20 protein-coding genes are annotated in these 22,573 nt (G+C 62.9%); 14 read left to right on the top strand and 6 right to left on the bottom strand.

Annotated elements, in window-relative coordinates:
* Positions 1–61 precede the first annotated feature (61 nt).
* A complete protein-coding gene (locus tag X773_RS52260; RefSeq protein ID WP_023676368.1) occupies positions 62–532 on the bottom strand; it encodes an Lrp/AsnC family transcriptional regulator in 471 nt (156 codons plus the stop codon).
* Between the two features lie 115 nt (positions 533–647).
* On the opposite strand from X773_RS52260, the gene X773_RS52255 reads away from it, so the two are divergent.
* Together X773_RS52255 and X773_RS52250 are read left to right on the top strand one after the other, a co-directional pair.
* Positions 648–863 carry a DUF6356 family protein gene (locus X773_RS52255; protein WP_023676367.1) on the top strand — a complete coding sequence of 72 codons (216 nt, stop codon included), beginning with the start codon at positions 648–650 and terminating at the stop codon, positions 861–863.
* Between the two features lie 172 nt (positions 864–1,035).
* A complete protein-coding gene (locus tag X773_RS52250; RefSeq protein ID WP_023676366.1) occupies positions 1,036–2,406 on the top strand; it encodes an amidase in 1,371 nt (456 codons plus the stop codon).
* Here the strand turns inward: X773_RS52250 and X773_RS52245 are convergent.
* Positions 2,400–3,476 (bottom strand): FAD-binding oxidoreductase, encoded by a 1,077-nt coding sequence (locus tag X773_RS52245; protein ID WP_023676365.1) that lies wholly within the window; start codon positions 3,474–3,476, stop codon positions 2,400–2,402. The two genes, X773_RS52250 and X773_RS52245, sit on opposite strands and share 7 nt — an antisense overlap.
* 117 nt (positions 3,477–3,593) lie before the next feature.
* Between X773_RS52245 and X773_RS52240 the strand changes: the two genes are divergently transcribed.
* The 4 genes from X773_RS52240 (at position 3,594) to X773_RS52230 (ending at position 7,423) form a co-directional block, all read left to right on the top strand.
* Complete coding sequence (locus X773_RS52240) at positions 3,594–4,181, top strand: TetR/AcrR family transcriptional regulator (RefSeq protein WP_023676364.1); 588 nt, start codon at positions 3,594–3,596, stop codon at positions 4,179–4,181.
* Between the two features lie 4 nt (positions 4,182–4,185).
* The gene (locus X773_RS52235; protein WP_023676363.1) at positions 4,186–5,112 is read left to right on the top strand and encodes a haloalkane dehalogenase; all 927 of its coding nucleotides are present in this window, start codon (positions 4,186–4,188) and stop codon (positions 5,110–5,112) included.
* A gap of 266 nt (positions 5,113–5,378) precedes the next feature.
* A complete protein-coding gene (locus X773_RS0137760) occupies positions 5,379–5,741 on the top strand; it encodes a hypothetical protein (RefSeq protein ID WP_023676362.1) in 363 nt (120 codons plus the stop codon).
* 89 nt (positions 5,742–5,830) lie between these two features.
* Positions 5,831–7,423, top strand: coding sequence for a peptide chain release factor 3 (locus X773_RS52230; RefSeq protein WP_023676361.1), 1,593 nt, complete (start codon positions 5,831–5,833; stop codon positions 7,421–7,423).
* 169 nt (positions 7,424–7,592) lie between these two features.
* Here the strand turns inward: X773_RS52230 and X773_RS52225 are convergent, their stop codons facing one another.
* A complete protein-coding gene (locus X773_RS52225; RefSeq protein ID WP_023676360.1) occupies positions 7,593–8,066 on the bottom strand; it encodes a VOC family protein in 474 nt (157 codons plus the stop codon).
* Between the two features lie 288 nt (positions 8,067–8,354).
* Between X773_RS52225 and ilvD the strand changes: the two genes are divergently transcribed.
* The 4 genes from ilvD to X773_RS52210 all read left to right on the top strand — a co-directional run bounded on the left by ilvD (position 8,355) and on the right by X773_RS52210 (position 13,583).
* Entirely contained in the window at positions 8,355–10,199 is a 1,845-nt protein-coding gene (gene ilvD, locus X773_RS52220; protein WP_023676359.1) for a dihydroxy-acid dehydratase, read from the top strand.
* A gap of 228 nt (positions 10,200–10,427) precedes the next feature.
* On the top strand, positions 10,428–11,702 hold the full coding sequence (locus X773_RS0137755) for an amidohydrolase family protein (protein WP_031211684.1): 1,275 nt from the start codon (positions 10,428–10,430) through the stop codon (positions 11,700–11,702).
* A 219-nt stretch (positions 11,703–11,921) separates the two neighbouring features.
* Positions 11,922–12,842 (top strand): DMT family transporter, encoded by a 921-nt coding sequence (locus tag X773_RS52215; protein ID WP_023676358.1) that lies wholly within the window; start codon positions 11,922–11,924, stop codon positions 12,840–12,842.
* A gap of 267 nt (positions 12,843–13,109) precedes the next feature.
* On the top strand, positions 13,110–13,583 hold the full coding sequence (locus X773_RS52210) for a DUF805 domain-containing protein (RefSeq protein ID WP_023676357.1): 474 nt from the start codon (positions 13,110–13,112) through the stop codon (positions 13,581–13,583).
* Between the two features lie 127 nt (positions 13,584–13,710).
* On the opposite strand, the gene X773_RS52205 is transcribed toward X773_RS52210, so the two are convergent.
* A complete protein-coding gene (locus X773_RS52205) occupies positions 13,711–14,613 on the bottom strand; it encodes a phosphotransferase family protein (RefSeq protein ID WP_023676356.1) in 903 nt (300 codons plus the stop codon).
* 103 nt (positions 14,614–14,716) lie between these two features.
* Here X773_RS52205 and X773_RS52200 point away from each other — a divergent pair, with 103 nt between their 5' ends.
* On the top strand, positions 14,717–15,349 hold the full coding sequence (locus tag X773_RS52200; protein WP_023676355.1) for a class I SAM-dependent methyltransferase: 633 nt from the start codon (positions 14,717–14,719) through the stop codon (positions 15,347–15,349).
* A gap of 18 nt (positions 15,350–15,367) precedes the next feature.
* Here X773_RS52200 and X773_RS52195 read toward each other — a convergent pair whose 3' ends face one another.
* A complete protein-coding gene (locus X773_RS52195; protein WP_023676354.1) occupies positions 15,368–17,821 on the bottom strand; it encodes an FAD-dependent oxidoreductase in 2,454 nt (817 codons plus the stop codon).
* A complete protein-coding gene (locus X773_RS52190) occupies positions 17,818–18,702 on the bottom strand; it encodes a phosphotransferase family protein (RefSeq protein WP_023676353.1) in 885 nt (294 codons plus the stop codon). Before X773_RS52190 ends, X773_RS52195 begins: the two co-directional genes overlap by 4 nt.
* Positions 18,703–19,232: 530 nt before the next feature.
* On the opposite strand from X773_RS52190, the gene X773_RS52185 reads away from it, so the two are divergent.
* The 3 genes from X773_RS52185 to X773_RS52175 all read left to right on the top strand — a co-directional run bounded on the left by X773_RS52185 (position 19,233) and on the right by X773_RS52175 (position 22,473).
* A complete protein-coding gene (locus X773_RS52185; protein WP_023676351.1) occupies positions 19,233–20,009 on the top strand; it encodes a DeoR/GlpR family DNA-binding transcription regulator in 777 nt (258 codons plus the stop codon).
* 78 nt (positions 20,010–20,087) lie between these two features.
* Positions 20,088–21,014, top strand: a complete 927-nt coding sequence (locus X773_RS52180) for a LysR substrate-binding domain-containing protein (RefSeq protein WP_023676350.1) — start codon at positions 20,088–20,090, stop codon at positions 21,012–21,014.
* Between the two features lie 304 nt (positions 21,015–21,318).
* Positions 21,319–22,473: an ABC transporter substrate-binding protein gene (locus X773_RS52175; RefSeq protein WP_023676348.1), complete on the top strand. Its 1,155-nt coding sequence runs from the start codon at positions 21,319–21,321 to the stop codon at positions 22,471–22,473.
* Positions 22,474–22,573 lie beyond the last annotated feature (100 nt).

Below are 22,573 nucleotides of genomic sequence, written 5' to 3'. Positions count from 1 at the left end.
CGCCGGTTCAGTCAACTCGGCGGCAATGCTATCAACGGCTTTCTTTCAGCACAGTTCCGCTTCAGCGCAGTTCCATCGGAACGACCGTGGTCTCCTTGATCTCCTCCATGACGAAGGAGGCCGAAACGTCCGATAGTGCCACCTTGGCGATCAGCCGTTGATAGAGCCGGTCATAGGCCTTCACATCGGCGACGCGGGCGCGCAGGACATAGTCGAGATCGCCGGACATGCGGTAAGCGCCGGTGATCTCGGCAAAGCCGGTCACCGCCGCTCGGAATCTTTGCAGCCAGTCCGGATCGTGGTTGGAGGTGCGGATCAGGATGAACACCGAAAGGCCGAGCCCAAGCTTGTCGGCGTCGACCAGCGCCACCCGGCCGGTGATGACGCCGTCTTCCTCCAGCCGCTTGACCCGGCGCCAGCAAGCATTGCGCGACAGCGATATTCTTGCCGAGAGCTGGTCGACGGACAGCGTGCCGTCGCGTTGCAGCTCGGCCAGCAATCTCCGGTCTATTTCGTCGATTTCCGGCGCCATGTGGGATGTTTGTCCCAAAATTCAGCCTTTCACAAGGACAATTTGAGACCGATGAACCGAACACCCATGCCAGTATACTCATCGCCGGCTCTTCATGCCGGCAGGAGGGATCGACATGACGGCACGGCTCGCAAGACTTTTCACCTCTCATCCGGCCACGGTCGGCGAGAGCTATTTCGGCCATATGGCTTTCGCCGCATGGTTCTCGTCGAGATTGTTCATGGCGGCCTTTGCCGCGCTCATTCATGCTTTCTTGCCGTTTCTGTTCGAGACCACGGCAAGCGGCATCATCCGTGAGCTCTATGAGCGGACGCATAACAGAGGACGGTAGGCCGTAGAGGTACCGAGCGCGGCGAGGCCGCTGGACGGCGCCAACGCTCAACGGATCCCGGCAGCGCAATCCCGATCAAGCGCCGCCATCGTCGAAATGTCGAGCCAGGCTTGAAGCCGCGCCGCAATCCGCCATTTTGAGGAGCGCGGCGCGATAGCCCGGAGCATCCACGATGGATATCGTCTTTTCCCCGACGACAGAACTGGCTGCCGCCATTCGCGACCGCAAGATTTCCGCTGTGGAAGCGCTGGACGCGCATCTGACGCAAATTGACAGGCACAATGAGGCGGTCAACGCAGTCGTAACCCTCGATCGGGACGGTGCGCGGCAACGCGCTGGCAAGGCCGACGAAGCCCAGGCGCGCGGCGAGGCCCTTGGGCCGCTACACGGCGTGCCGTTCACATTGAAGGACACGCATGAAACCGCGGGCATGAGAACCACTGTCGGCTTCCCGGCTTTCGCCGACTATGCCCCGAGGGCAGACAGTCCGGTCGTTGCCTGGCTGAAGGCGGCAGGCGGCATACTGGTGGGCAAGACGAACGTGGCGACAATGCTCGGTGACTGGCAGTCGAGCAATCCGCTGTTTGGCCGCACCGGCAATCCCTGGAATCTCCAGCGCACCGCCGGCGGCTCCAGTGGCGGTGCGGCGGCGGCGCTCGGCACCGGAATGACGCCGTTCGAGGTCGGCACCGACATGCAGGATTCGATCCGGCTGCCCGCATTCTTTTGCGGCGTCTACGGCCTCAAGCCGACCGAGCACCGCGTCTCGCTCGCCGGCGCCTTCCCCGATCCAGGCGGGGCGCCGCGCAGCGTGAGGCTGATCTCCTGCCTCGGACCGATGGCGCGCAGCGTCGAGGACCTGGCACTGATCTACGGCCTCATTGCCGGGCCGGATGGAAGCGATACCGACCTTGCGCCGGTACCGGTCGAAACCATGCCGGAGCTGGATCTCAGAAATTTGCGGATTGCCGTCGCGCCGTCCTTTCCGGGCTTTCCGGTGGCCGGCGAGATCAGCGCGGCGGTCGAAAGTCTGGCAAAAGAGCTTCAGGCTGCGGGCGCCATCGTCGAGGCCGAATTGCCGAAGCTCGACCTGCACGACGACCTGGAGCAAGGCGGTGCGCTGATCGGCATGATGCTGGAGGCGGCGCAGCCCGAACCACCGGAGAAGCCGACGCCGGTCTCGCGCTGGTTCGAGGTGCTCGCCCGCCGCGACCGCTCCATCCTGGCATGGGAACGGTTCTTCGACGGCTGCGACGCCTTGCTGTGCCCGGTCGCCATGGTCACCGCCTTCCCGCATTGCGAGCCGGGAACGCCGATCGAGGTCGACGGCGAGAAGCAAAGCTACTGGATGCTGCCGGCCTATGGCGCGGTGTTCAACTACAGCGGCCATCCGGCACTGTCGCTGCCCTGCGGACAGGACAGCAATGGCCTGCCCATCGGACTACAGCTTGTTGGCAAACGCTGGTCGGAGTCGCGCCTGCTCGGGATCGCCAGGGCAATCGACCCGCTGGCCGGCGGCTTTCGCCGCCCGCCCGGTTATTGAGTAAACCGCGCCAGCCCGTAGGGATCAAGCAGCGGATCGCGCTCGCCGTCGAGGATTTCGCGGGCGGCGAACAGGCCGACGGCCGGCGCCAGCGTGATGCCGGAATGCATGACCGCGACGTAGACGTCGCTCGTGCCTTCGGCGCGGCCTATGATCGGAAAGCCATCGACCGGGGTCGGCCGGTAGCCAATGGTGTGGAAATCGAGTTCCAGCCCATCCGCGCCGCGCAGCATCGCCTTCATCGCCGCAAACAGGTCGCGGGCGGTGGCCGCGGCATCCACGCCGGGATCGGCGCCGCCGAAATCCGAGCCGGCGACGACGCGGCCTTCCGCCGTCTGGCGCATATGCAGTCGGTCGCCGATCACCAGGCCGTTGAGCAGCTTTTCGTAGGGGCGCGAATGCACGATCAGGCCGGGCGGCGTCTCGATCGGCAGTTCTATCCCGGCTGTTGCCGCTAGTGCCGGAGAGCCGGCTCCGGCCACGATCACCACCTCGTCGGCAGCAATCCGCCCGCCGGATGTATCGACGCCGGCAATCCTGCCGTTGGCTTGCACCAGAGCGGTGACGGTCGTCCCGGCTACAATTCGCGCGCCGCGCCGTTCGGCGTCGGCCAGCAGTGCTTGCGTGGCGGCGACCGGCTCGGCAACGCCTTCCTCGGCGACATAAAGGGCGAAATCGGGAAGCTCGGTCAGATTTGGCTCGATGCGCGCCGCTCCGGCACGGTCGACACGCTCGATGCCGTAGCCCCATGCGGAGTGCTCGGCCGCATAGGCCTCAAGTTCGGGACGTGGCAGGTCCCAGCATAAGCCACCGCACCATTGCAACGGGATGCCGGGCACCTCGTTCGCCAATCGCGTCCATTCGGCCATCGATCGAGTCCGTAGTCGGAAGTAAGGCTGCGGATTACCCCAGCTGGCATTGATCCAGGCAAAGGAATTCGGTGTCGCGACGCCGCCGACGCCGCAGCCGGCAATGACCGTCACCTTTGCTCCGGCCCTGGTCAGGTGCCAGGCGATGGAGGCGCCGATGATGCCGGCGCCGATGACGATGACTTGTTTCGCCGCTGTCATGCTTCACTCCTCGTTCCAACGCCACCACTGCGATGCCATTGCCCGTGGGTTCTGCCAAGAGCGCGCCGTATCAAATGTGCCTCTTGACTTTAATACGTACGTACGTATTGTACCGGCATGCCTAGACATTCACTTCGCGAAAAACTTCTCGACGCCGGTTTCAAAACCATCTGGAGTTCCGGCTATTCGGCCGCTGGCGTACGCGACATCGTCGCCGCGGCCGATGCCCGTCCGGGGTCCTTCACCAATCATTTTGCATCCAAGGAGGCGTTCACCGGCGAGGTGCTGGACCGCTATTTCGCCTATGTGAGCGGTTTGGCGGAGCAGGCCCTTGCTCGGGACGGCACGCCGGTCGGGCGCTTGCGCCGCTATCTCGAAATCATCACGTCGAAGCTGGAGGCGCATGATTGGGCACGGGGCTGCATGATCGGCAATCTCAGCCTCGAGACGGCGGCTCACAGCGAGGCGCTGAGGCTGCAACTCGTCGCCATTTTCGAACGCTGGCGTAAGCCCTTTGCCGAATGCATCGCCGAGGGCCAGGCGGCTGGCGACATCACCGACGCGTTCGATGCCGAGGACCTCGCCGATTTCCTGTTGAGTTCCTGGCAAGGCGCGATGCTGCGCATGAAGGTGGAGCGCAGTCCCGAACCGCTCGAGCGTTTCAAGAATATCGTCTTCAAAACAGTCTTCGCAAAAAGGAGCTGATCCGATGAACCCGAAACTCGAAAAGCAGCAATCCCGCACAATGTTGCCACGCTCGCAAGTCGCGGTGCTCGATTCCACCATCTCCTATGTCGAGGCAGGCACGGCTGGCCCGACGGTACTCTTCCTGCACGGCAACCCGACGTCGTCCTACATCTGGCGCGACATCATCCCGCATGTGGCGCCGTTCGGCCGCTGCATTGCGCCCGACCTGATCGGCTATGGCCAATCCGGCAAGCCGGACATCGACTATCGCTTCTTCGACCACGTCCGCTATCTCGACGCCTTCATCGAGACGCTTGGCATCACCGACGTGGTGGTCGTCGCGCAGGACTGGGGCACCGCACTCGCCTTCCATCTCGCCGCACGGCGGCCGCAGCGGATCCTCGGCCTCGCCTTCATGGAATTCATCCGCCCCTTCGAGAGTTGGGACGATTTTCACCAGCGTCCGCAGGCGCGCGAATTGTTCAAGGCAATGCGCACGCCTGGCGTCGGTGAGAAGCTTGTCCTGGAAGACAACGTCTTCGTCGAAAAGGTACTGCCGGCTGCGGTGCTGCGCACGATGAGCGATGAGGAAATGGCCTCCTACCGGGCACCATTCCCGACGCCGCAATCGCGCAAGCCGATCCTGCGGCTGCCGCGCGACCTGCCGATTGAAGGCCAGCCCGCCGATGTCGCTGCCATCAGCGAGCACGACCATCGGGCGCTCCGGGCTTCCTCCTACCCGAAGCTGCTTTTCTGCGGTGACCCGGGCGCCCTCGTCTCGCCGCAGGCGGCACGGGAATTCGCGGCCGGCCTGAAGAACTGCCGGTTGATCGATCTCGGACCCGGCTCGCATTATCTGCAGGAGGACCATGCCGACAGGATCGGCGCCGCAATTGCCGAGTGGATTCCGGAGGTGGCCTTCGAGAGCCGAGCGACCGAATCGGCCTGACGTCGGGACGTGAACCGGCGGCTGCGGCAGCCGGAGAGGTCGACAGCTTAGCTCTGCCGGTGCCAAGCGATGGAGGCGCCAATGATGCCGTATCCAATGACGATGATGTTCTTGCTCGCGGCCGTGTACCTTCAAACGCCCAGGACTTTTTGCCCTCATTGCCACCATGCTACAGACTTGCCAAGAGCGTTGCCGGGACCGCTCTCGAAGCGGGTCGATGACGATCGCCTCACTGGAAACGTTCAGCTCAATCACATGAGGGTCATTTGCGCCGCTGGATAAAAGGGCTGGTTTTTGCTGCAGCCGGAGCCGCCATTGTCTATGCCGTCTTCTTCGGCCCGCTGCCGATCGTTCGATCTTGGTGGCAGGACGACAACTGGCTGGATCCTTTGCATAAGCGCCATCGCATTGCTGACGGTTTGGTGCTGACCGGGGCGTTGGTTGGGAAATCGCGGGCAGAAGTTGTTGCCATGCTCGGCGAGCCGCCGAAGACGGACTATTTCGAAGACTGGAGTCTGGTTTATATTCTTGGTTCGGAAAGAGGATTTTTTTCGATCGACTCTGAATGGCTGGTTATACGCCTGGATGACGCTGGCTCGGTCACGCAGGCGGCTATCGTCAGAGACTGAACCTGCTGCCGGGGTATCAGCGGTGTTTCCGTTCGACAGGCCGGAAAAGCGCTGCTAGAAGCCCGCGCCACAGACAGGATTCCATGAAATTGGCTGAAGACATCGAACAAGCGGTATCGCGCCGCCGCACTTTCGCGATCATTGCCCACCCCGACGCCGGCAAGACGACGCTCACCGAAAAACTGCTTTTGTTCGGCGGCGCCATCCAGCTTGCCGGCGAGGTCAAGGCCAAGAAGGACCGCATCCAGACCCGCTCGGACTGGATGAAGATCGAACGCGAGCGCGGCATTTCGGTGGTCACCTCGGTGATGACCTTTGAATACGAGGACACCGTCTTCAACCTGCTCGACACGCCCGGCCACGAGGATTTCGCCGACGACACCTATCGCACGCTGTCGGCGGTCGACAGCGCGGTCATGGTGATCGACGCCGCCAAGGGCATCGAGCCGCGCACGCTGAAACTGTTCGAGGTCTGCCGGCTGCGCGACATCCCGATCATCACCTTCGTCAACAAAATGGACCGCGAAAGCCGAGACCCATTCGACATCCTCGACGAGATCGAGCAGAAGCTGGCACTGGATACAGCGCCGATCACCTGGCCGATCGGCCGCGGCAAGACCTTTTCCGGGACCTACCATCTGGCGCTGAACGCGGTGCGCAAGGGCGACGCCGAAAAGGAGCGCACGCCGGTCAATGGACCCGATTCCAACCGCGTTGCCGGCCTGTTGCCGGAGAACGAGCGGGAGGCCTTCATCGAGGAGCTGGAGCTGGCGCGCGCGGCCTGTCGCCCGCTCGACCTCGATGCCTTCCGCGAGGGCCATTTGACGCCGGTCTATTTCGGTTCGGCGCTGCGCAATTACGGCGTGCGCGACCTGATCGAGGCGCTCGGCGCCTACGGGCCGCCGCCGCGCGCGCAGGAGGCCGACAGCCGCAAGGTCGAGGCGACCGAGGACAAGATGACCTCCTTCGTCTTCAAGATCCAGGCCAATATGGACCCCAACCATCGCGACCGCATCGCTTTCGTCCGCGTCTGCTCCGGCAAGCTCGAGCGCGGCATGAAGGCCAAGCTGGTGCGCACGGGAAAACCGATGAGCCTGTCGGCACCGCAATTCTTCTTCGCCCGCACCCGCGTCACGGCCGACGAGGCGTTCGCCGGCGATGTCGTCGGCATCCCCAACCACGGCACGCTGCGCATCGGCGACACGCTGACCGAAGGCGAGGAGATCCTGTTTCGCGGCGTGCCGAATTTCGCGCCTGAAATCCTGCGCCGCGTTCGCCTCGGCGATGCCATGAAAGCCAAGAAGCTCAAGGAAGCGCTGCACCAGATGGCCGAGGAAGGCGTCGTGCAATTGTTCTCGCCGGAGGACGGCTCGCCAGCCATCGTCGGCGTCGTCGGCGCCCTGCAGCTCGACGTCTTGAAGGAGCGGCTAAACTTCGAATACACACTGCCGGTCGATTTCGAGATGTCGCGCTTTTCCGTCTGCCGCTGGATATCGGCCGACGACAGGGCCGAACTCCAGCGCTTCATCGAGGCGCATCGCGGCGACATCGCGCGCGATCTCGACAACGATCCGGTGTTCCTCGCCCAGCACGCCTTCTCGCTCAACTACGAGGCCGAGCGCTGGAAGGCGATCCGCTTCACGGCGGTCAAGGATTATCAGGTCCGCGACAGAGCGGCTTGACGCGCCCCTTCCCTTCTCCCTTTGTGGGAGAAGGTGTCGCCGAAGGCGACGGATGAGGGGTGTTCCAGGAAACACCAACGTCTCATTCCGTCCAGCACCCCTCAACCGTCTCGGCGCTTCGCGCCGATCCACCTTCTCCCACAGGGGGAGAAGGGAAGATCGCGTTCGTTCACCCTTTCGCTGCCTCTTCGATCTTGGCGATGTCGATCTTGCTCATCTGCATCATCGCCTGCATCACGCGGCCGGCCTTTTCCGTATCGGGGTCCAGCAGCAGCCTGGGCAGCTGCTCGGGAACGACCTGCCAGGAGAGGCCGAATTTGTCCTTCAGCCAGCTGCACTGGCTGGGCTGGCCACCGCCCGCGATGAGCCTGTCCCAGAAATAGTCGACCTCTTCCTGCGTCTTGCAGTCGATGGAGAGCGAGACTGCCTGGGTGAACTTGAATTGCGGGCCGCCGTTGAGTGCCTGGAACTGAACGCCGTCGAGCTCGAATGAGACCATCAGCACCTTGCCCTCATTATCGCCGCTGCCCTTGGGCCAGCGCATCACGCTCAGCACCTTCGAATTCTTGAAGATGGAGATGTAATGGTTCATGGCCTCCTCGGCCTGGTCGTCGAACCACAGGCAGGGGGTGATCTTTTGCATTCTCTTGCTCCTCGGGCTGGTTTTGGCTTGTTTCACTCGCAAAACGGCCGGCTGGCAATTGATGCCCGGTCCCGCCGTCTGCTCAAGGACGCTCGAGCAAAACACGATCCGACAGCACTTCTGACTTTTTTACGGCCTGGGCCGGCTGCGTCTTTGGCTGGCCGCTCGTTCCGCACCCTGGCGCAGCGCAAAATTGTGGCCAGACCAGAGTGTGCCGTCTATAAGGCCTGCGGCTCAATTCCGGTTTTCCGCACCTTTGGGCGCGACGCAGACAGCAAGGACAGTTCAATGCCCGCCTACCGTTCCCGCACCACCACCCATGGCCGCAACATGGCCGGCGCCCGCGGCCTGTGGCGCGCTACCGGCATGAAGGATTCGGATTTCGGCAAGCCGATCATTGCCGTGGTCAATTCCTTCACCCAATTCGTGCCGGGCCATGTCCATTTGAAGGATCTCGGCCAGCTGGTTGCCCGCGAGATCGAAAAAGCCGGCGGCGTCGCCAAGGAGTTCAACACCATTGCCGTCGATGACGGCATCGCCATGGGCCATGACGGCATGCTCTATTCGCTGCCGTCGCGCGAATTGATCGCCGACTCGGTCGAATACATGGTCAACGCGCACTGCGCCGACGCGATGGTCTGCATCTCGAATTGCGACAAGATCACGCCCGGCATGCTGATGGCGTCGCTGCGCCTCAACATCCCGACCGTCTTCGTCTCCGGCGGGCCGATGGAGGCCGGCAAGGTGGTGCTCGCCGACAAGAGCCAGGCGCTTGATCTGGTCGACGCTATGGTCGCGGCCGCCGACGACAAGGTGTCCGACGAGGACGTCAGGACCATCGAACGCTCGGCCTGTCCGACCTGCGGTTCCTGCTCCGGCATGTTCACCGCCAATTCGATGAACTGCCTGACCGAGGCGCTCGGCCTGTCCTTGCCCGGCAATGGTTCGACGCTGGCGACGCATGCCGACCGCAAGCGCCTGTTCGTCGAGGCCGGCCACCTGATCGTCGATCTTGCCCAGCGCTATTACGAGCAGGACGACGACACCGCGCTGCCGCGCAGCATCGCCTCGAAGGGCGCCTTCGAGAACTCCATGACACTCGACATCGCCATGGGCGGTTCGACCAACACCGTGCTGCACATCCTTGCCGCGGCACATGAGGGCGAGGTCGACTTCACCATGGAGGACATCGACCGGCTGTCGCGGCGGGTGCCAGTGCTGTGCAAGGTGGCCCCGGCCAAGGCAGACGTCCATATGGAGGATGTCCACCGCGCCGGCGGCATCATGGCCATCCTCGGCCAGTTGGATAGCGCCGGGCTGATCAACCGCGACCTGCCGACGGTGCACACCGCAAGCCTCGGCGAAGCGCTCGATTATTGGGATATTTCGCGCACCACCAGCCAGAATGTCCGCGATTTCTTCCTGGCGGCACCCGGCGGCGTGCCGACGCAAGTCGCGTTCAGCCAGGACCGCCGCTGGGACGATCTCGATCTCGACCGCGAGAAGGGCGTCATCCGCTCGGCCGAACATCCTTTCTCCAGGGATGGCGGCCTTGCCGTGCTGAAAGGCAATCTGGCACTCGATGGCTGCATCGTGAAGACGGCGGGCGTCGATGAATCGATCCTGAAATTCACCGGTCCGGCAAGAGTGTTCGAAAGCCAGGACGCCAGCGTCAAGGCGATCCTGTCGAACGAGATCAAGGCCGGCGATGTCGTCGTCATCCGCTATGAAGGGCCACGCGGCGGACCCGGCATGCAGGAAATGCTCTACCCGACCAGCTATTTGAAATCGAAAGGCCTCGGCAAAGCCTGCGCACTGATCACCGACGGTCGTTTTTCCGGCGGCACCTCCGGCATGTCGATCGGCCATGTCTCGCCGGAAGCCGCGGAAGGCGGTCTGATCGGGCTGGTCAGGGAAGGCGACACGATCGAGATCGATATCCCCAACCGCACCATCAGGCTTGCTGTCGACGACGCCGAACTCATCGCCCGTCGCGCCGCGATGGAGGCCAGGGGAACGGCTGCCTGGAAGCCCGAAGAAAAGCGCAAGCGCAAGGTGACGACGGCCTTGCGCGCCTATGCGGCGATGGCGACAAGTGCCGCCAAGGGGGCGGTGCGGTACGTGCCGGAATAGAGGCTTTTCCTTCTCCCCTTGTGGGAGAAGGTGGATTGGCGCAGCGCCAGGACGGTTGAGGGGTGCTGGACGGAGTGTCGTCGGCGCCAAGCTGGAACACCCCTCATCCGGCCGCTTCGCGGCTACCTTCTCCCACAAGGGAGAAGGGAAGGGGCGCGCCTGAAGGTTCCGCCTTGCGGCAGCACGCTGCATGGAAAGAAACGGCTTTTTTGAACGAGGTGGCGCTAGATGGATTTTGACCTTGTGGTGCGCGGCGGGACGCTGCCCGACGGCAGGATCGCGGATATCGGCATCGTCGGCGAAACGATCGCAGCGATAGAGCCCGAGCTGAACGTCAGCGCCGGCACGGCGATCGATGCCCATGGCAATCTGGTCTCGCCGCCCTTCGTCGATCCGCATTTCCATATGGACGCCACGCTTTCGCTCGGCATTCCGCGCAACAATGTCTCGGGCACGCTGCTCGAAGGCATCTCGCTTTGGGGCGAGTTGAAGCCGCTTCTGACCCACGAAGCGGTGCGCGACCGTGCGCTCGCCTATTGCGACTGGGCGGTGTCGATGGGCCTGCTCGCCATCCGCACCCATGTCGATGTTTGCGACGACCGCCTGCTGGCGGTCGAGGCGCTGCTCGACGTGAAGAAGACGGTTGGCCCCTATATCGACCTGCAGCTGGTCGCCTTCCCGCAGGACGGGTTTTACCGCTCGCCGACGGCGCGCGACAACACCATCCGGGCGCTCGACACAGGCGTCGATGTCGTCGGCGGCATTCCGCATTTCGAGCGCACAATGGCCGACGGCACCCGCTCCGTCACCGAGCTCTGCGAAATCGCGGCGAAGCGCGGCCTGATGGTCGACTTGCATTGCGACGAGACCGACGATCCGCTGTCGCGCCACATCGAGCAGCTTGCCTATGAGACGCAGCGGCTCGGGTTGCAGGGCAGAGTGGCCGGCTCGCACCTGACATCGATGCATTCGATGGATAATTACTACGTTTCGAAGCTATTGCCGCTGATTGCCGAGGCCGGCGTTTCGGCGATCCCCAATCCGCTGATCAACATCATGCTGCAGGGCCGCCACGACACCTTTCCCAAGCGCCGCGGACTGACGCGGGTCAAGGAGATGCTGGCGCAAGGCATCCGCGTCGGCTGGGGCCAGGATTGCGTGCTCGACCCCTGGTATTCGCTGGGCACCGCAGACATGCTCGACGTCGCCTTCATGGGCCTGCATGTCGCGCAGATGTCGAGCCCGGCCGAGATGGCGCGCTGCTTCGACATGGTCACCAACGTCAATGCCGCCATCATGGGCCTCGACCACCTTGGCCTGGCGGTCGGCAAGCGCGCCAGCCTGGTCGTTCTCGATGCCGGCAACCCAGTCGAGGCGCTGCGGCTGCGCCCAGAGCGTCTCTGCGTCATCGCCAGGGGCAAGGTGGTGGCCGAGCGCAGCCGGCAGGACACGCGGCTTTCGATCGCCGGAAGGCCGGGCACGGTGAACCGGCGCCACGCTTAAAGCGCGTCGCGTTTGAACGGACCCACGCGACGCGCTTTAAGGTCTTGTTTTTAAGCGTGTCGTTATCGCAAAACCGCTGCACACTTTTGCGCGACATGCATCAGTCCAGCCGATTTCCGGCGCTGGTCTTACCGAATTCTCGATTTTCGCCTCGTCATGGCCGCAGCTTGCGACTACGACGCGGGTCACCGTACCCCACGGCGAGGAACCGGTAACGGAATGGCGCGGCCCGCAGCCCAGTACTCAACGATCATGAACGTGCTGCTGGCCGGCATCCTGCTGATGCTCGCCGGCGACTTCCTGTTTGCGCTGAACGACGCGATGGGCAAGTGGCTGGTCGCCAGTTTTTCCGTCGGCCAGGTCGTGCTGATCCGCTCGATCGGCGCGTTTTTCATACTCGGGCCGATGATTGCACATCAGGGTGCGGCCAAGCTGTTTCGCATGGAGCGGCCGGAGCTGCAGCTGCTGCGCGTGGTGATGACGACGCTCGACACGGCGCTGTTCTACGCGGCGGTCGTCTATCTGCCGCTCGCCGATGTGATGAGTTTTTACATGGCCGGGCCGATCTATGTCGCGGCGCTGTCGCACTTCCTGCTCGGCGAAAGGGTCGGCTGGCGCCGCTGGGCGGCTATCCTGGTCGGTTTCTGCGGCGTGCTGATCATGCTGAAGCCGTCGTCGGCCGCGTTCTCCCTGTCGTCGATGTTCGCGCTCGCCGGCAGCATTTCCTTTGCCTTCGCCATCATCCTCAATCGGCGGCTGCGCGGCACCAGCGACACTTCGCTGGTCACCTGGCAGACCATCGGCACGCTGCTGGTCGGCGCTGCGTTGACCATAGGCAGTTGGAAGACGCCGTCATCGCTCGATTTCGGCGCCATGCTGCTTCTCGGCGTCGTCTCCTGCGGCGCGCACCTGATGATCACCCGGGCGTTGAAGCTTGCCCCTGCCTCGACCTTGGCGCCGCTGCATTACAGCCTGCTATTGTGGGCAGTGGTCTTCGGCCTGGCCTTCTTCGGCGATGTGCCTGGGCCGCGCATCCTGGTCGGCTCGGCCATCGTCGTGCTGGCCGGCCTGTTCATCTTCCACCGCCAGAAGGTGGTCGACACGGTACCGCCCGAAAACGTGCCAAAGGGCGTGAACTAAAGCAATTCCAGGACGGTGTGAAAAGGCTTTCCGTCCACGACTGCATCAAAACAAAGCATAGAACGCGTCACATGGTGCCGTTTCGAAGCGGCGCGTTTTAGCGGCGCCTGATTATCGCTCTGAATAGCAGGAGAGTTCGGTCAAAAAATCCGATGTTTACATCGATATTTTGAGGTGTAAGTTGCCTGTCGGGCGTAATCCGAAATTGATTCTTGGTAGGGTAAGCAAGATCAATATTTCCGCGAAACTGCGGTAGAGGGGGGAAAGATGGGGAGTTTTTCTATATGGCATTGGCTGATAGTTTTGGTCCTTATCGGCTTGCCATTGGTGCTCGTTTTAAGAGCACCGCCAGCTGGTAGCAATCGTTTTGGGGACATACCGCATCAGATGAATTTTACTGAAGCTATTTCAAGCTTTTTCGGAAATTATGTGACTTTTTCGGGCAGAGCCGGCCGCTCCGAGTTCTGGTATTCCTATCTCTTCATTTTCATTATCTCTGTCGTTGCGATAATAGCTGATGCTGTTTTAAATAATGAAATTATCTCGTCCCTTTGGAATCTTGCCGTCCTTCTGCCGACACTTGCCATGACCACTCGCCGGCTGCATGACATCAACAGAAGCGGTTGGCATCAGCTCCTTGCGGGATTATTTCCCATCGGCACCATCGCGCTGATCGTCTGGTATTGCAAAAGGTCTGACGATACAGTGACAATGAGTGAATTAGAGAGGGTTTTCAAATAGAGGCCGACGTCCAGCGCTTTGCTCCAAGTCATGTCGCCTGACCCGCTCAATCGCAAAGCGCTTTTAGAGCATTCAAGCTTTTTGCTGGATCGCTGGAACTCTGGCACCGCTCTGATGTGGAATTGCTCTAACCCGTTCGCATCGCCGCAAGATGCCGCGAAAATTCCGGCGTCTCCATCAGTGCCTTGCAGCGCGCAAACCGGCCGTCGGCATAGGCGCGAAAGTCGTCGGCCGGATTTTTGTTGGCAAGCTGGATCAGTCCCCACAGCGTCCACAGCAGGTCGCACATCGCCTTGTAGATGACGATGCGGGCGCGCTCCGCCGGTCTCGGCTCGCCGCCGAAATAGGCCAGCGTCATCTCCTCGTCCTGCGCGGCGTCGAATTGCCCTTCGACGCTGAGGTCGCCGAGATCCCAGAGCGGATCGTTCATGCCGGAATATTCCCAGTCGACGATCCACATCCTGTCGCCCGTATCGAGAAAGTTTTCGCAGAGCGGGTCGCAGTGGCAGGCGACGATCGGCAGAGGTTGAGCCGCAAGTGCTGAGCGCACTGCCTCCGCCTCGCGGACCACATCGTGGTAGCCGGCAGGCAGGGCGACGTCCTTGGTTGACAGCACTTTCAGATAATCGTCGATCATCGCAAACAGCTCGAAGCGGAAGGGGAACACCGCGCCGGATGTGTGCAGTTTGCGAAAGGCCTTGCCGGCGCGTGCCGGGCTGCCCGGCCGAGTCTTGAACTTTTCCGGTGACATCGTCTCGGCACCGGCAACGAAGCGGGTCACCAACACGCCGGTCTCGGCATCGACATGCAGCACTTCGGGACTGACGCCGGCCTTCGCCGCTTCCCGCGCCGCCACTGCCTCGTTGGCGCGGTTGATGTATTCCTCGGTGCCCTTGCCGGGGATACGCAGGCAGAAATCCTTACCCCTGAAGACGAGGTTGGTGAGACCGCCGAGCCGTTCCAGAGGGCCGTCATAGCCGGCCAGCATCGGAATGGCCGCAAGTGCGGCGCGCGCCCGGTCGTCCGCCATGGATTTCGCTCCTTTCCCCGTGTTATTGGGACGACGACGGTTCCACAGTTTTCGCCGTTTGGCTATGATCGCGTTGCGGATCGATACCAGGCGACGGAAAGCGATGACGGACAGCAATCAGCAGAGCGCACTCGCCGCAGCCTATGCGGCGAAGCGGCCGGAAGACGTCGCGGCGCTCTACGACAGTTGGGCAGGCACCTATGACGCCGACATGTCGGCGGCTGGCTATCGCCATCCCACCATCTGCCTTGCCTTGCTGGCCCGCCATCTGCCGCGCGGCGCCGCTCCTCTGCTCGATGCCGGCGCGGGCACCGGGCTCATCGGCGAATGGCTTGCCATTACCGGTTATCCGCAGGTCGAGGCGCTCGACATCTCGGAAGGCATGCTGGCGCAAGCCGCGCGCAAGGGCGTCTATTCGGCGCTTCACTGCCTGGCGCTTGGCGGACCGCTGCCCTTCGTGGACGACGCCTATGCCGGGATCATCTCAGCCGGCGTCTTCACGTCCGGCCATGTCGGGGCCGAGGGTCTGGACGAGCTGATCCGCATCTGCCGGCCGGGCGGGGTGATCGTGCTGACAGTGAAGAACACGCTGTGGGATGCCGGGTTTGCCGCGCGGATCGCCGAGCTCGAGGCGCAAGGCACCGTCACGCGCGCCGAAGAGACGCCGCCCTATGTTTCGATGCCAGGCGAGGCCGATACCGTGCCGAGCCGGGGGCTGGTGCTCATCGTGAACTGAGGCTGAAACCGGAAGGCTCTACGCCTTCACCTTTGCTCCTGCCGGATCGTAAAGCGGCTCGAGGTGTATCTTAGCCGGCGTCCGTTCCATTGCCACCACCAGCTCGTAGTTGCCGGAAGTGAGGAAATCATCGTTGACGCCATCGGCATTGCGCACATAGCCGTAGCCGATGTTCTTGCCGATGGTGTAGCCATAGCCGCCGCTGGTGAGATAACCGACCGCCTCGCCGTTGCGCAGGATGGTCTCGCGCCCGAGCAGCACGACGTCCGGATCATCGACAGTGAAGCCGGCAAAGCGTTTCCCGAGCGCCGCGCCGTTGAGCTTTTCCAGAGCCCGCCGGCCGAGGAAATCGGTGTTCTTCCTGAGCTTCACCGCCCAGCCGAGGCCGGCCTCCTGCGGCGTGTCGTTGGGCGTGATGTCGGCGCCCCAGGCGCGGTAGCCTTTTTCCAGCCGCAGCGATTCCAGCGCCCGGTAGCCGACCGGCCGAATGTCGAATATTTCGCCCGCCGCCATCAGCGCATCGAAGACCTCGCCGGTCGCCGCGATCGGCACATGCAGTTCCCAGCCGAGTTCGCCGACATAGGTGACGCGCAGTGCCCGGATGGCGTGGCCGGCAATGGCGATCTCGCGAACATGGCCGAATGGAAAGGCGGCATTCGAGACGTCGGCATCGGTCACCGCTGACAGCACGTCACGGGCGCGCGGCCCCATCAGCGACAATGTGCCGAAATCCTCCGTGACGTCGGTCAGCATCACGTCGAACTCCCTGCCGATATGATCGGCAATCCAGGAGAAATCATGCGTGCGGAAACCGGTGCCGGTGACCACGTAGAATTTTTCCTCACCGAGCCTCGCCACGGTCAAATCGGCCTCGATGCCGCCGCGCGTATTGAGGAGCTGCGTGTAGGTCAGCCGGCCGACCGGCTTGGCGACGTCGTTGGCGCAGATCCAGTCCAGCGCCTTCAGCGCGTCGGCTCCGGTCATTTCGTATTTGGCGAAAGACGACTGGTCGAAAATACCGATCTTTTCGCGCACGTGGCGGTGCTCGTCGCCAACCGCCGGGAACCAGTTCTGCCGGCCCATCGAATAGACGTCCTTCGGCTCGATGCCTTCCGGCGCGAACCAGTTCGGCCGCTCCCAGCCAAGTTTCGAGCCGAACACGGCGCGATGTTTTTGCAGCCGCTCGTACAAAGGCGAGACGATGCGCGGCCGGCCGCTGACATATTCCTCATGCGGGAAGCCGATCGTGTAGTGCTTGCCATAGGCTTCCAGCGTGCGGTCGCGGACCCATTGCCGGTCGCGGTGGAGATCGGAGAAGCGGCGGATGTCGACCACCCACAGATCGAGCGGCGCCTCGCCGTCGACGACCCATTGCGCCAGCACCCAGCCGGCGCCGCCGCCGGACGCGATGCCGAAGGCATTGAAGCCGACGCCGACGAACATATTGGCGCATTCCGGCGCCACACCGAGGATGAAATTGCCATCCGGCGTAAAGCTCTCCGGCCCGTTGATCATCTGCTTGACGCCGGCATTGGCGAGCGCCGGGACACGCTCGATCGCCTGGCTCATATGCTGCTCGAAATGATCGTAATCATCGTCGAACAGCCGGAACTCCCAATCGTCCGGCACATCGCCGCCCGGCAGACCGGTCGTCCACGCCTGCGGGTTCGGCTCGTAGCCGCCCATCACCAACCCGCCGACCTCCTCCTTGAAATAGGTGCGGCGATCGGGGTCGCGAATTGTCGGCGCGTCGGTCGGCAGGCCATCGATCTTTTCGGTGATGATGTACTGGTGCTTCACCGGCTGCAGCGGCACGTTTATGCCGGCGAGCGCACCCACCTGCCGCGCCCATTGCCCGGCGCAGTTCACCACCTTGTCGCAGGCGATATCGCCCCTGTTCGTCCTAACCTTGACGATCCGGCCGTTGGTCATTTCAAAGCCGGTGACCCGCACCTCCTCGAACAATTTTGCGCCATGCATGCGCGCGCCCTTGGCCAGCGACTGGGTGATGTCGGAAGGGCTTGCCTGACCGTCGGTCGGCAGCCAGGACGCGCCGACGAGGTCGCCGGTTTCCAGCAGCGGCCACATTTCCTTGACCTCGGCCGGCGACAGCAGATGCATGTCCATGCCGAAGCTCTTAGCCGTCGTTGCCAGCCGCTTATACTCGGTCCAGCGGTCGGCATTGGTGGCGAGGCGCAGGCAGCCAGTCATCTTCCAGCCGGTGGCGAGGCCGGTTTCGGCTTCCAGCCCCTTGTAGAGATCGACCGAATATTTGAGCACGCGCGTGATCGACGCCGACGAGCGTAGCTGGCCGACCAGCCCGGCAGCATGCCAGGTCGAACCCGAGGTCAGTTTGCCCTGTTCGAGCAGCACGATTTCGGCCTTGTGGTCGCGCGCCAGATGATAGGCCGTCGAACAGCCGATGATGCCACCGCCGATGACGACGATCCCGGCCTGGGCGGGCAAGGTCATGTCCGCGTCCCGTATTTTGTCCTGTAGTTTTCCAGGGCGGCTTCGAGCCGCGCCAGGTTTTCGTCGGCGTAGGCGGCGTAGTCGACACCAGGCGCGTCGAGGTAAAGCTCGGAAACCATGCCCCACATCGCCTCACGCAGCAGCGACGCGCATTGCATGGCGGCGTGCGAGCGCCGTATCGCCGGGTCCGGCTCCTTCATGAAATAGGCGGTCAGGAAGGCGAAGGACTCCTCGTCGCTCATGCCTGCATTCGACGCCGCGCCGGCAAGGTCGAACATCGCGGTGTTGAAGCCTGCATATTCGAAATCGATGAGCCACAGCCTGTGACCGTCGTCGATTATGTTAGCCGGCAAGAGGTCATTATGGCCGAAGACGATCGGCAGCAGCTTTTGCGCGCGCTCGAGCTCGTCCGCCAGCGTCAGCAGGCGCGGCAGTTCGCCCAGCTTGCGGCTACGGCCTTCCTCCAGCGTGCGCGCATAGTCGCGAATGACATGGAATACCCAGAACATGAAGCCGGCGCCGGAGACATGACCGGGCATCTCCCGGTGGAAACCGCGCAGCAACGCGGCAACGCGGCCGAGATCGGCGCGCACGTCCTGCGCGACATAGGCCTTGGCGCCGAGATACTCCGTCACCATGACGCCGGGTCCAGTGTAGTGGACGGCCGGAGCGAAGCCTGCCGCGTGCGCTGCCCGTGCCGTCATCATCTCGCGCTCGCGAAAGACATGGTGGAACGGATAGTCCTGGCCGAGCCGCACGACGTGCCGCCCGGCCGCGTCCTTGACCAGATAATTGGCATTGCTCAGCCCGCCCGGCAGCGGCGCGATGTCGATGCTGCCGGTCCAGCAAGGCAGCGCACGGATGCGGTCTTCGACAGTCACGATCTCGTCCAACATTGGGTCAATTTTCCACGCATGTCACGGCTGGCCAGCGATGACAATCGGACGGAGGAATGGAGGCAACGCGAAGATCTCGTCGGTGCAGATTCGGGATCGGTATCCCGCACNGCATGTCACGGCTGGCCAGCGATGACAATCGGACGGAGGAATGGAGGCAACGCGAAGATCTCGTCGGTGCAGATCTCGGGATCGGTATCCCGCACCGCACCGACGAGCCCCTTTGTGCCGGGTTCTTCGACGCCGGCATCCGCCCCCGCGGATCCTGAATTTCGGTACCCTTGCACCCGACGATCTCCCGGGCGTTCGGGCAAGCGATTTTTCGTGCGGCTCAGCCGTCGTCCTCCGTTCCGAGCCTGTCACAGCGATAATGTCGCGCCACGCTGGAGGCGTTGTCAACGCGAAATTGTGGTATTTTCTGGTTTTTTGCCCGAATTTTGCTAAATTCCTTGGAGTTAGTGGCATTTATGCCGTAGAAGCGGTCAGCGGTGCAACAATCCGACCGGATGGAACCGATGGTCCACTCGAAGCGGCATGGCGAAATCCTGCGCCTCCTCAAGGAGGAAGGCACCGTGACCATTGCGAGCCTGGCCGACCGGCTGGGCGTCTCGCTGGAGACAGTACGCCGCGACGTCAAGCCACTGACCAGCGACGGTTCCATCCTCAAGATGCACGGCGCCGTCGGCCTGCCGTCGATTGCCGGCGAAGCGCCGTTCGAGCGGCGCATGCGCGAGAACGCCGATGCCAAGCGGGCAATAGCGCGCATGGTCGCCGCCACCATCCGCGACGGCGAATCGATCATGCTCGACACCGGCACCACCACGTCTTTCCTGGCCCGGGAACTGCTCGGCCACCGGCGGCTGACGGTCGTCACCAACTCCTCCGACATCGCCCGCACATTGGCCACCGTCAACGGCAATAAGGTCTACATGGCCGGCGGCGAGCTGCGCAGCGATTCCGGTGCTGCCTTTGGCGTCTCGGCCATCGAATTCGTCAGCCGCTTTTCCGTCAGCCATGCAGTGATATCGACCGGTGCGGTCGATGCCGTCACCGGCGTCATGGACTATGATCTGGAAGAGGCCGAATTCGCCCGCATGGTGCTGTCGCGCGGCCAGCGTTCGCTTGTCGTCACCGACCATAGCAAATTCGGCCGCCAGGGCCTTGTTCAGGTCTGCGGCTTCGGCGGCTTTTCCGAACTCGCGACCGACCGTCCGCCGCCGCACGACATCGCCGCCGCCCTTGCCCAGGCCGGCGTACGGCTCAGCATTGCCGATGGCGGAAGCGAGGGCTGAGCTCTATCGTGAGCTCTATCGGGAGATCTGCGCCAGCACCCACTTCCCAGCGCCGCCTCTGCCGTGTTTAGTCCGGCCATGGCTTTCACCATCCGCCAATTGCAGTTCTTCATCGCCGTCGCCGAGCAGGGCACAGTGTCGGGCGCCGCCCAGAACCTGTCGATCTCGCAATCCTCGGTCACCGAGGCGATCAAGGAGCTGGAGCACGATCTCGGCGTCGAGCTGTTCGAGCGCCACCCGCGCGGCTTGAACATCACCCACAAAGGCCACCAGTTCCTGCGCCATGCGAGAAAGATCCTGGCCGACGTTTCCGATGCGCGCCGCGCCTTCTTCGGCGAACAGGCCGCGGCAAGCGGGCGGCTGCAACTTGGCGTCACCTCGCTGGTCGCCGGCTATGTGCTTTCCGATCTTCTTGCCCGCTACCGCCGCGCCTATCCGGGTGTCGAGGTCTCGGCGATCGAGGACAATGGCGACTATCTCGAGCACCTGTTAATTGGCGGCAAGCTCGACATTGCCGTCATGGTCACCTCGAACCTGCGCGACCGCACGGCACTGCAGTCCGAAATCCTCGAAGTCTCGGCCTACCGGCTATGGCTGCCGCTCGGCCATCCCTTGGCCGGTGCCGACATCATCGGCATCGGCGACATCGCCTCGGAACCGCTGATCATGCTGACCGTCGACGAGATCGAGGAGAATACCGGAAAGCTGCTGACGGCAATCGGCGCCAAGCCGCATGTCGCCTTCCGCACCCGCTCGGTCGAAGCGGTGCGCAGCCTCGTCGCTACCGGCGCCGGCGTGGCGCTGCTGCCCGACCTCGTCTACCGGCCATGGTCGCTGGAAGGCGACCGCATCGAATCTCGCGATATTTCGGGGTCGTTACCAGTCGTCCAGGTCGGCATGGTCTGGCGGCGCGGCTCCGGCCTGCCGCAGGCGGCTCGTGACTTCATCGGACTTGCCCAGTCGCAGCGCATGGTGCGCCAACGGCCTGAGAAGATCGGCCGCTGATATATCGGAAAAACCGATATCGGCTTTCTGATAAATGAATTTGCGAAACCGGAAATTTCGCAGCACTTTTCGGTCAGGGAACAAAGCTGCCGTTAGAGCGACGTGCGTCCAATTGGACGCACATAGTACGCTCTAAGACTTTTAGTTTTCGCATCGGACTTTCCGAAAATCGATTCCGATTTTCGGGCCGATGCGAGGAGCACGGCCCTTCAGAGCCGCGCATCCAACGTTTTGGAACGGGCGCATGATCTTCTTCCGAAACCCGAAACCGGTTTCGAGGTCATGCAAAAATGGGAGATCGACGATGAATTCATTGCTGAAATCATGCACTGCCTTGACGGTCGCGCTGAGCTTCTCCGGCCAGGCCATCGCCCAGGTCAAGGAGCTCGGCAAAGGCGAAGGCGAGGTCACTATCGTCGCCTGGCCGGGCTATATCGAGCGCGGCGAAACCGACAAGGGCTATGATTGGGTCACGTCCTTCGAGAAGGAAACCGGCTGCAAGGTCAACGTCAAGACCGCCAACACCTCCGACGAGATGGTCTCGCTGATGAACGAGGGCGGTTTCGACCTGGTCACCGCCTCGGGCGATGCCTCGCTGCGTCTGGTCGCCGGCAAGCGCGTCCAGCCGATCAACACCGACCTCATCCCGAGCTGGAAGACGGTCGACGACCGGCTGAAGGATGCGCCCTGGTTCACCGTCGGCGGAGTCCATTACGGCGTCCCCTATCAGTGGGGGCCGAACGTGCTGATGTACAACACCGAAGTGTTCAAGGAGGCGCCGAAGAGCTGGAACGTGGTCTTCGAGGAATTGAAGCTTCCCGACGGCAAGTCGAACAAGGGCCGCGTCCAGGCCTATGACGGGCCGATCCACATCGCCGACGCCGCCAATTACCTGATGGCTCACAAGCCGGAGCTCGGCATCAAGGATCCGTACGAACTGACCGAGGATCAGTACAAGGCGGCGCTCGACCTGTTGCGGGTCCAGCGTACGCTGGTCGGACGCTATTGGCACGACGCCGCCATCCAGGTCGACGATTTCCAGAACGAAGGCGTCGTCGCCTCCGGTTCTTGGCCCTACCAGGTCAACACGCTGATCGCGGCCAAGAAGCCGGTCGCCTCGACTATCCCCGAGGAGGGCGTCACCGGCTGGGCCGATACCACGATGATGGAGGCCGATGCTGCCCACCCGAACTGCGCCTACATGTGGATGGAGCATTCGCTGTCGCCAAAAGTGCAGGGCGACGTCTCCGCCTGGTTCGGCTCGCTGCCGGTGGTGCCCGCCGCCTGCAAGGGCAACGAACTGCTCGGCGAAGAAGGCTGCAAGACCAACGGGTACGACAATTTCGACAAGATCAAGTTCTGGAAGACGCCGGTCTCGAAATGCGCCACCCAGAACGACCAGTGCGTGCCCTATTACCGCTGGGTGTCGGACTATATCGGCGTCATCGGCGGGCGGTGAGTTCGCCTCACCTACGAAGCTCGGCGCTGCCCCTCACCCTTACCCTCTCCCCGTGAAGAACGGGGGTCGCCAGCGTTGGAGCGCCTCCCTTCTCCCCGTC

It is taken from the genome of Mesorhizobium sp. LSJC280B00, assembly GCF_000502835.1.
GTDB lineage: Bacteria > Pseudomonadota > Alphaproteobacteria > Rhizobiales > Rhizobiaceae > Mesorhizobium.
The sequence above is the reverse complement of the archived record's forward strand: the minus strand, read 5'-3'. Positions and strand labels throughout refer to the sequence as shown.

What these genes read in the sequence shown, in the direction of transcription:
- X773_RS52260 (WP_023676368.1), bottom strand. Translation starts at nt 532, where the DNA reads ATGGCGCCGGAAATCGACGAAATAGACCGGAGATTGCTGGCCGAGCTG.
- X773_RS52255 (WP_023676367.1), top strand. Translation starts at nt 648, where the DNA reads ATGACGGCACGGCTCGCAAGACTTTTCACCTCTCATCCGGCCACGGTC.
- X773_RS52250 (WP_023676366.1), top strand. Translation starts at nt 1,036, where the DNA reads ATGGATATCGTCTTTTCCCCGACGACAGAACTGGCTGCCGCCATTCGC.
- X773_RS52245 (WP_023676365.1), bottom strand. Translation starts at nt 3,476, where the DNA reads ATGACAGCGGCGAAACAAGTCATCGTCATCGGCGCCGGCATCATCGGC.
- X773_RS52240 (WP_023676364.1), top strand. Translation starts at nt 3,594, where the DNA reads ATGCCTAGACATTCACTTCGCGAAAAACTTCTCGACGCCGGTTTCAAA.
- X773_RS52235 (WP_023676363.1), top strand. Translation starts at nt 4,186, where the DNA reads ATGAACCCGAAACTCGAAAAGCAGCAATCCCGCACAATGTTGCCACGC.
- X773_RS52225 (WP_023676360.1), bottom strand. Translation starts at nt 8,066, where the DNA reads ATGCAAAAGATCACCCCCTGCCTGTGGTTCGACGACCAGGCCGAGGAG.
- ilvD (WP_023676359.1), top strand. Translation starts at nt 8,355, where the DNA reads ATGCCCGCCTACCGTTCCCGCACCACCACCCATGGCCGCAACATGGCC.
- X773_RS0137755 (WP_031211684.1), top strand. Translation starts at nt 10,428, where the DNA reads ATGGATTTTGACCTTGTGGTGCGCGGCGGGACGCTGCCCGACGGCAGG.
- X773_RS52215 (WP_023676358.1), top strand. Translation starts at nt 11,922, where the DNA reads ATGGCGCGGCCCGCAGCCCAGTACTCAACGATCATGAACGTGCTGCTG.
- X773_RS52210 (WP_023676357.1), top strand. Translation starts at nt 13,110, where the DNA reads ATGGGGAGTTTTTCTATATGGCATTGGCTGATAGTTTTGGTCCTTATC.
- X773_RS52205 (WP_023676356.1), bottom strand. Translation starts at nt 14,613, where the DNA reads ATGGCGGACGACCGGGCGCGCGCCGCACTTGCGGCCATTCCGATGCTG.
- X773_RS52200 (WP_023676355.1), top strand. Translation starts at nt 14,717, where the DNA reads ATGACGGACAGCAATCAGCAGAGCGCACTCGCCGCAGCCTATGCGGCG.
- X773_RS52195 (WP_023676354.1), bottom strand. Translation starts at nt 17,821, where the DNA reads ATGACCTTGCCCGCCCAGGCCGGGATCGTCGTCATCGGCGGTGGCATC.
- X773_RS52185 (WP_023676351.1), top strand. Translation starts at nt 19,233, where the DNA reads ATGGTCCACTCGAAGCGGCATGGCGAAATCCTGCGCCTCCTCAAGGAG.
- X773_RS52180 (WP_023676350.1), top strand. Translation starts at nt 20,088, where the DNA reads ATGGCTTTCACCATCCGCCAATTGCAGTTCTTCATCGCCGTCGCCGAG.
- X773_RS52175 (WP_023676348.1), top strand. Translation starts at nt 21,319, where the DNA reads ATGAATTCATTGCTGAAATCATGCACTGCCTTGACGGTCGCGCTGAGC.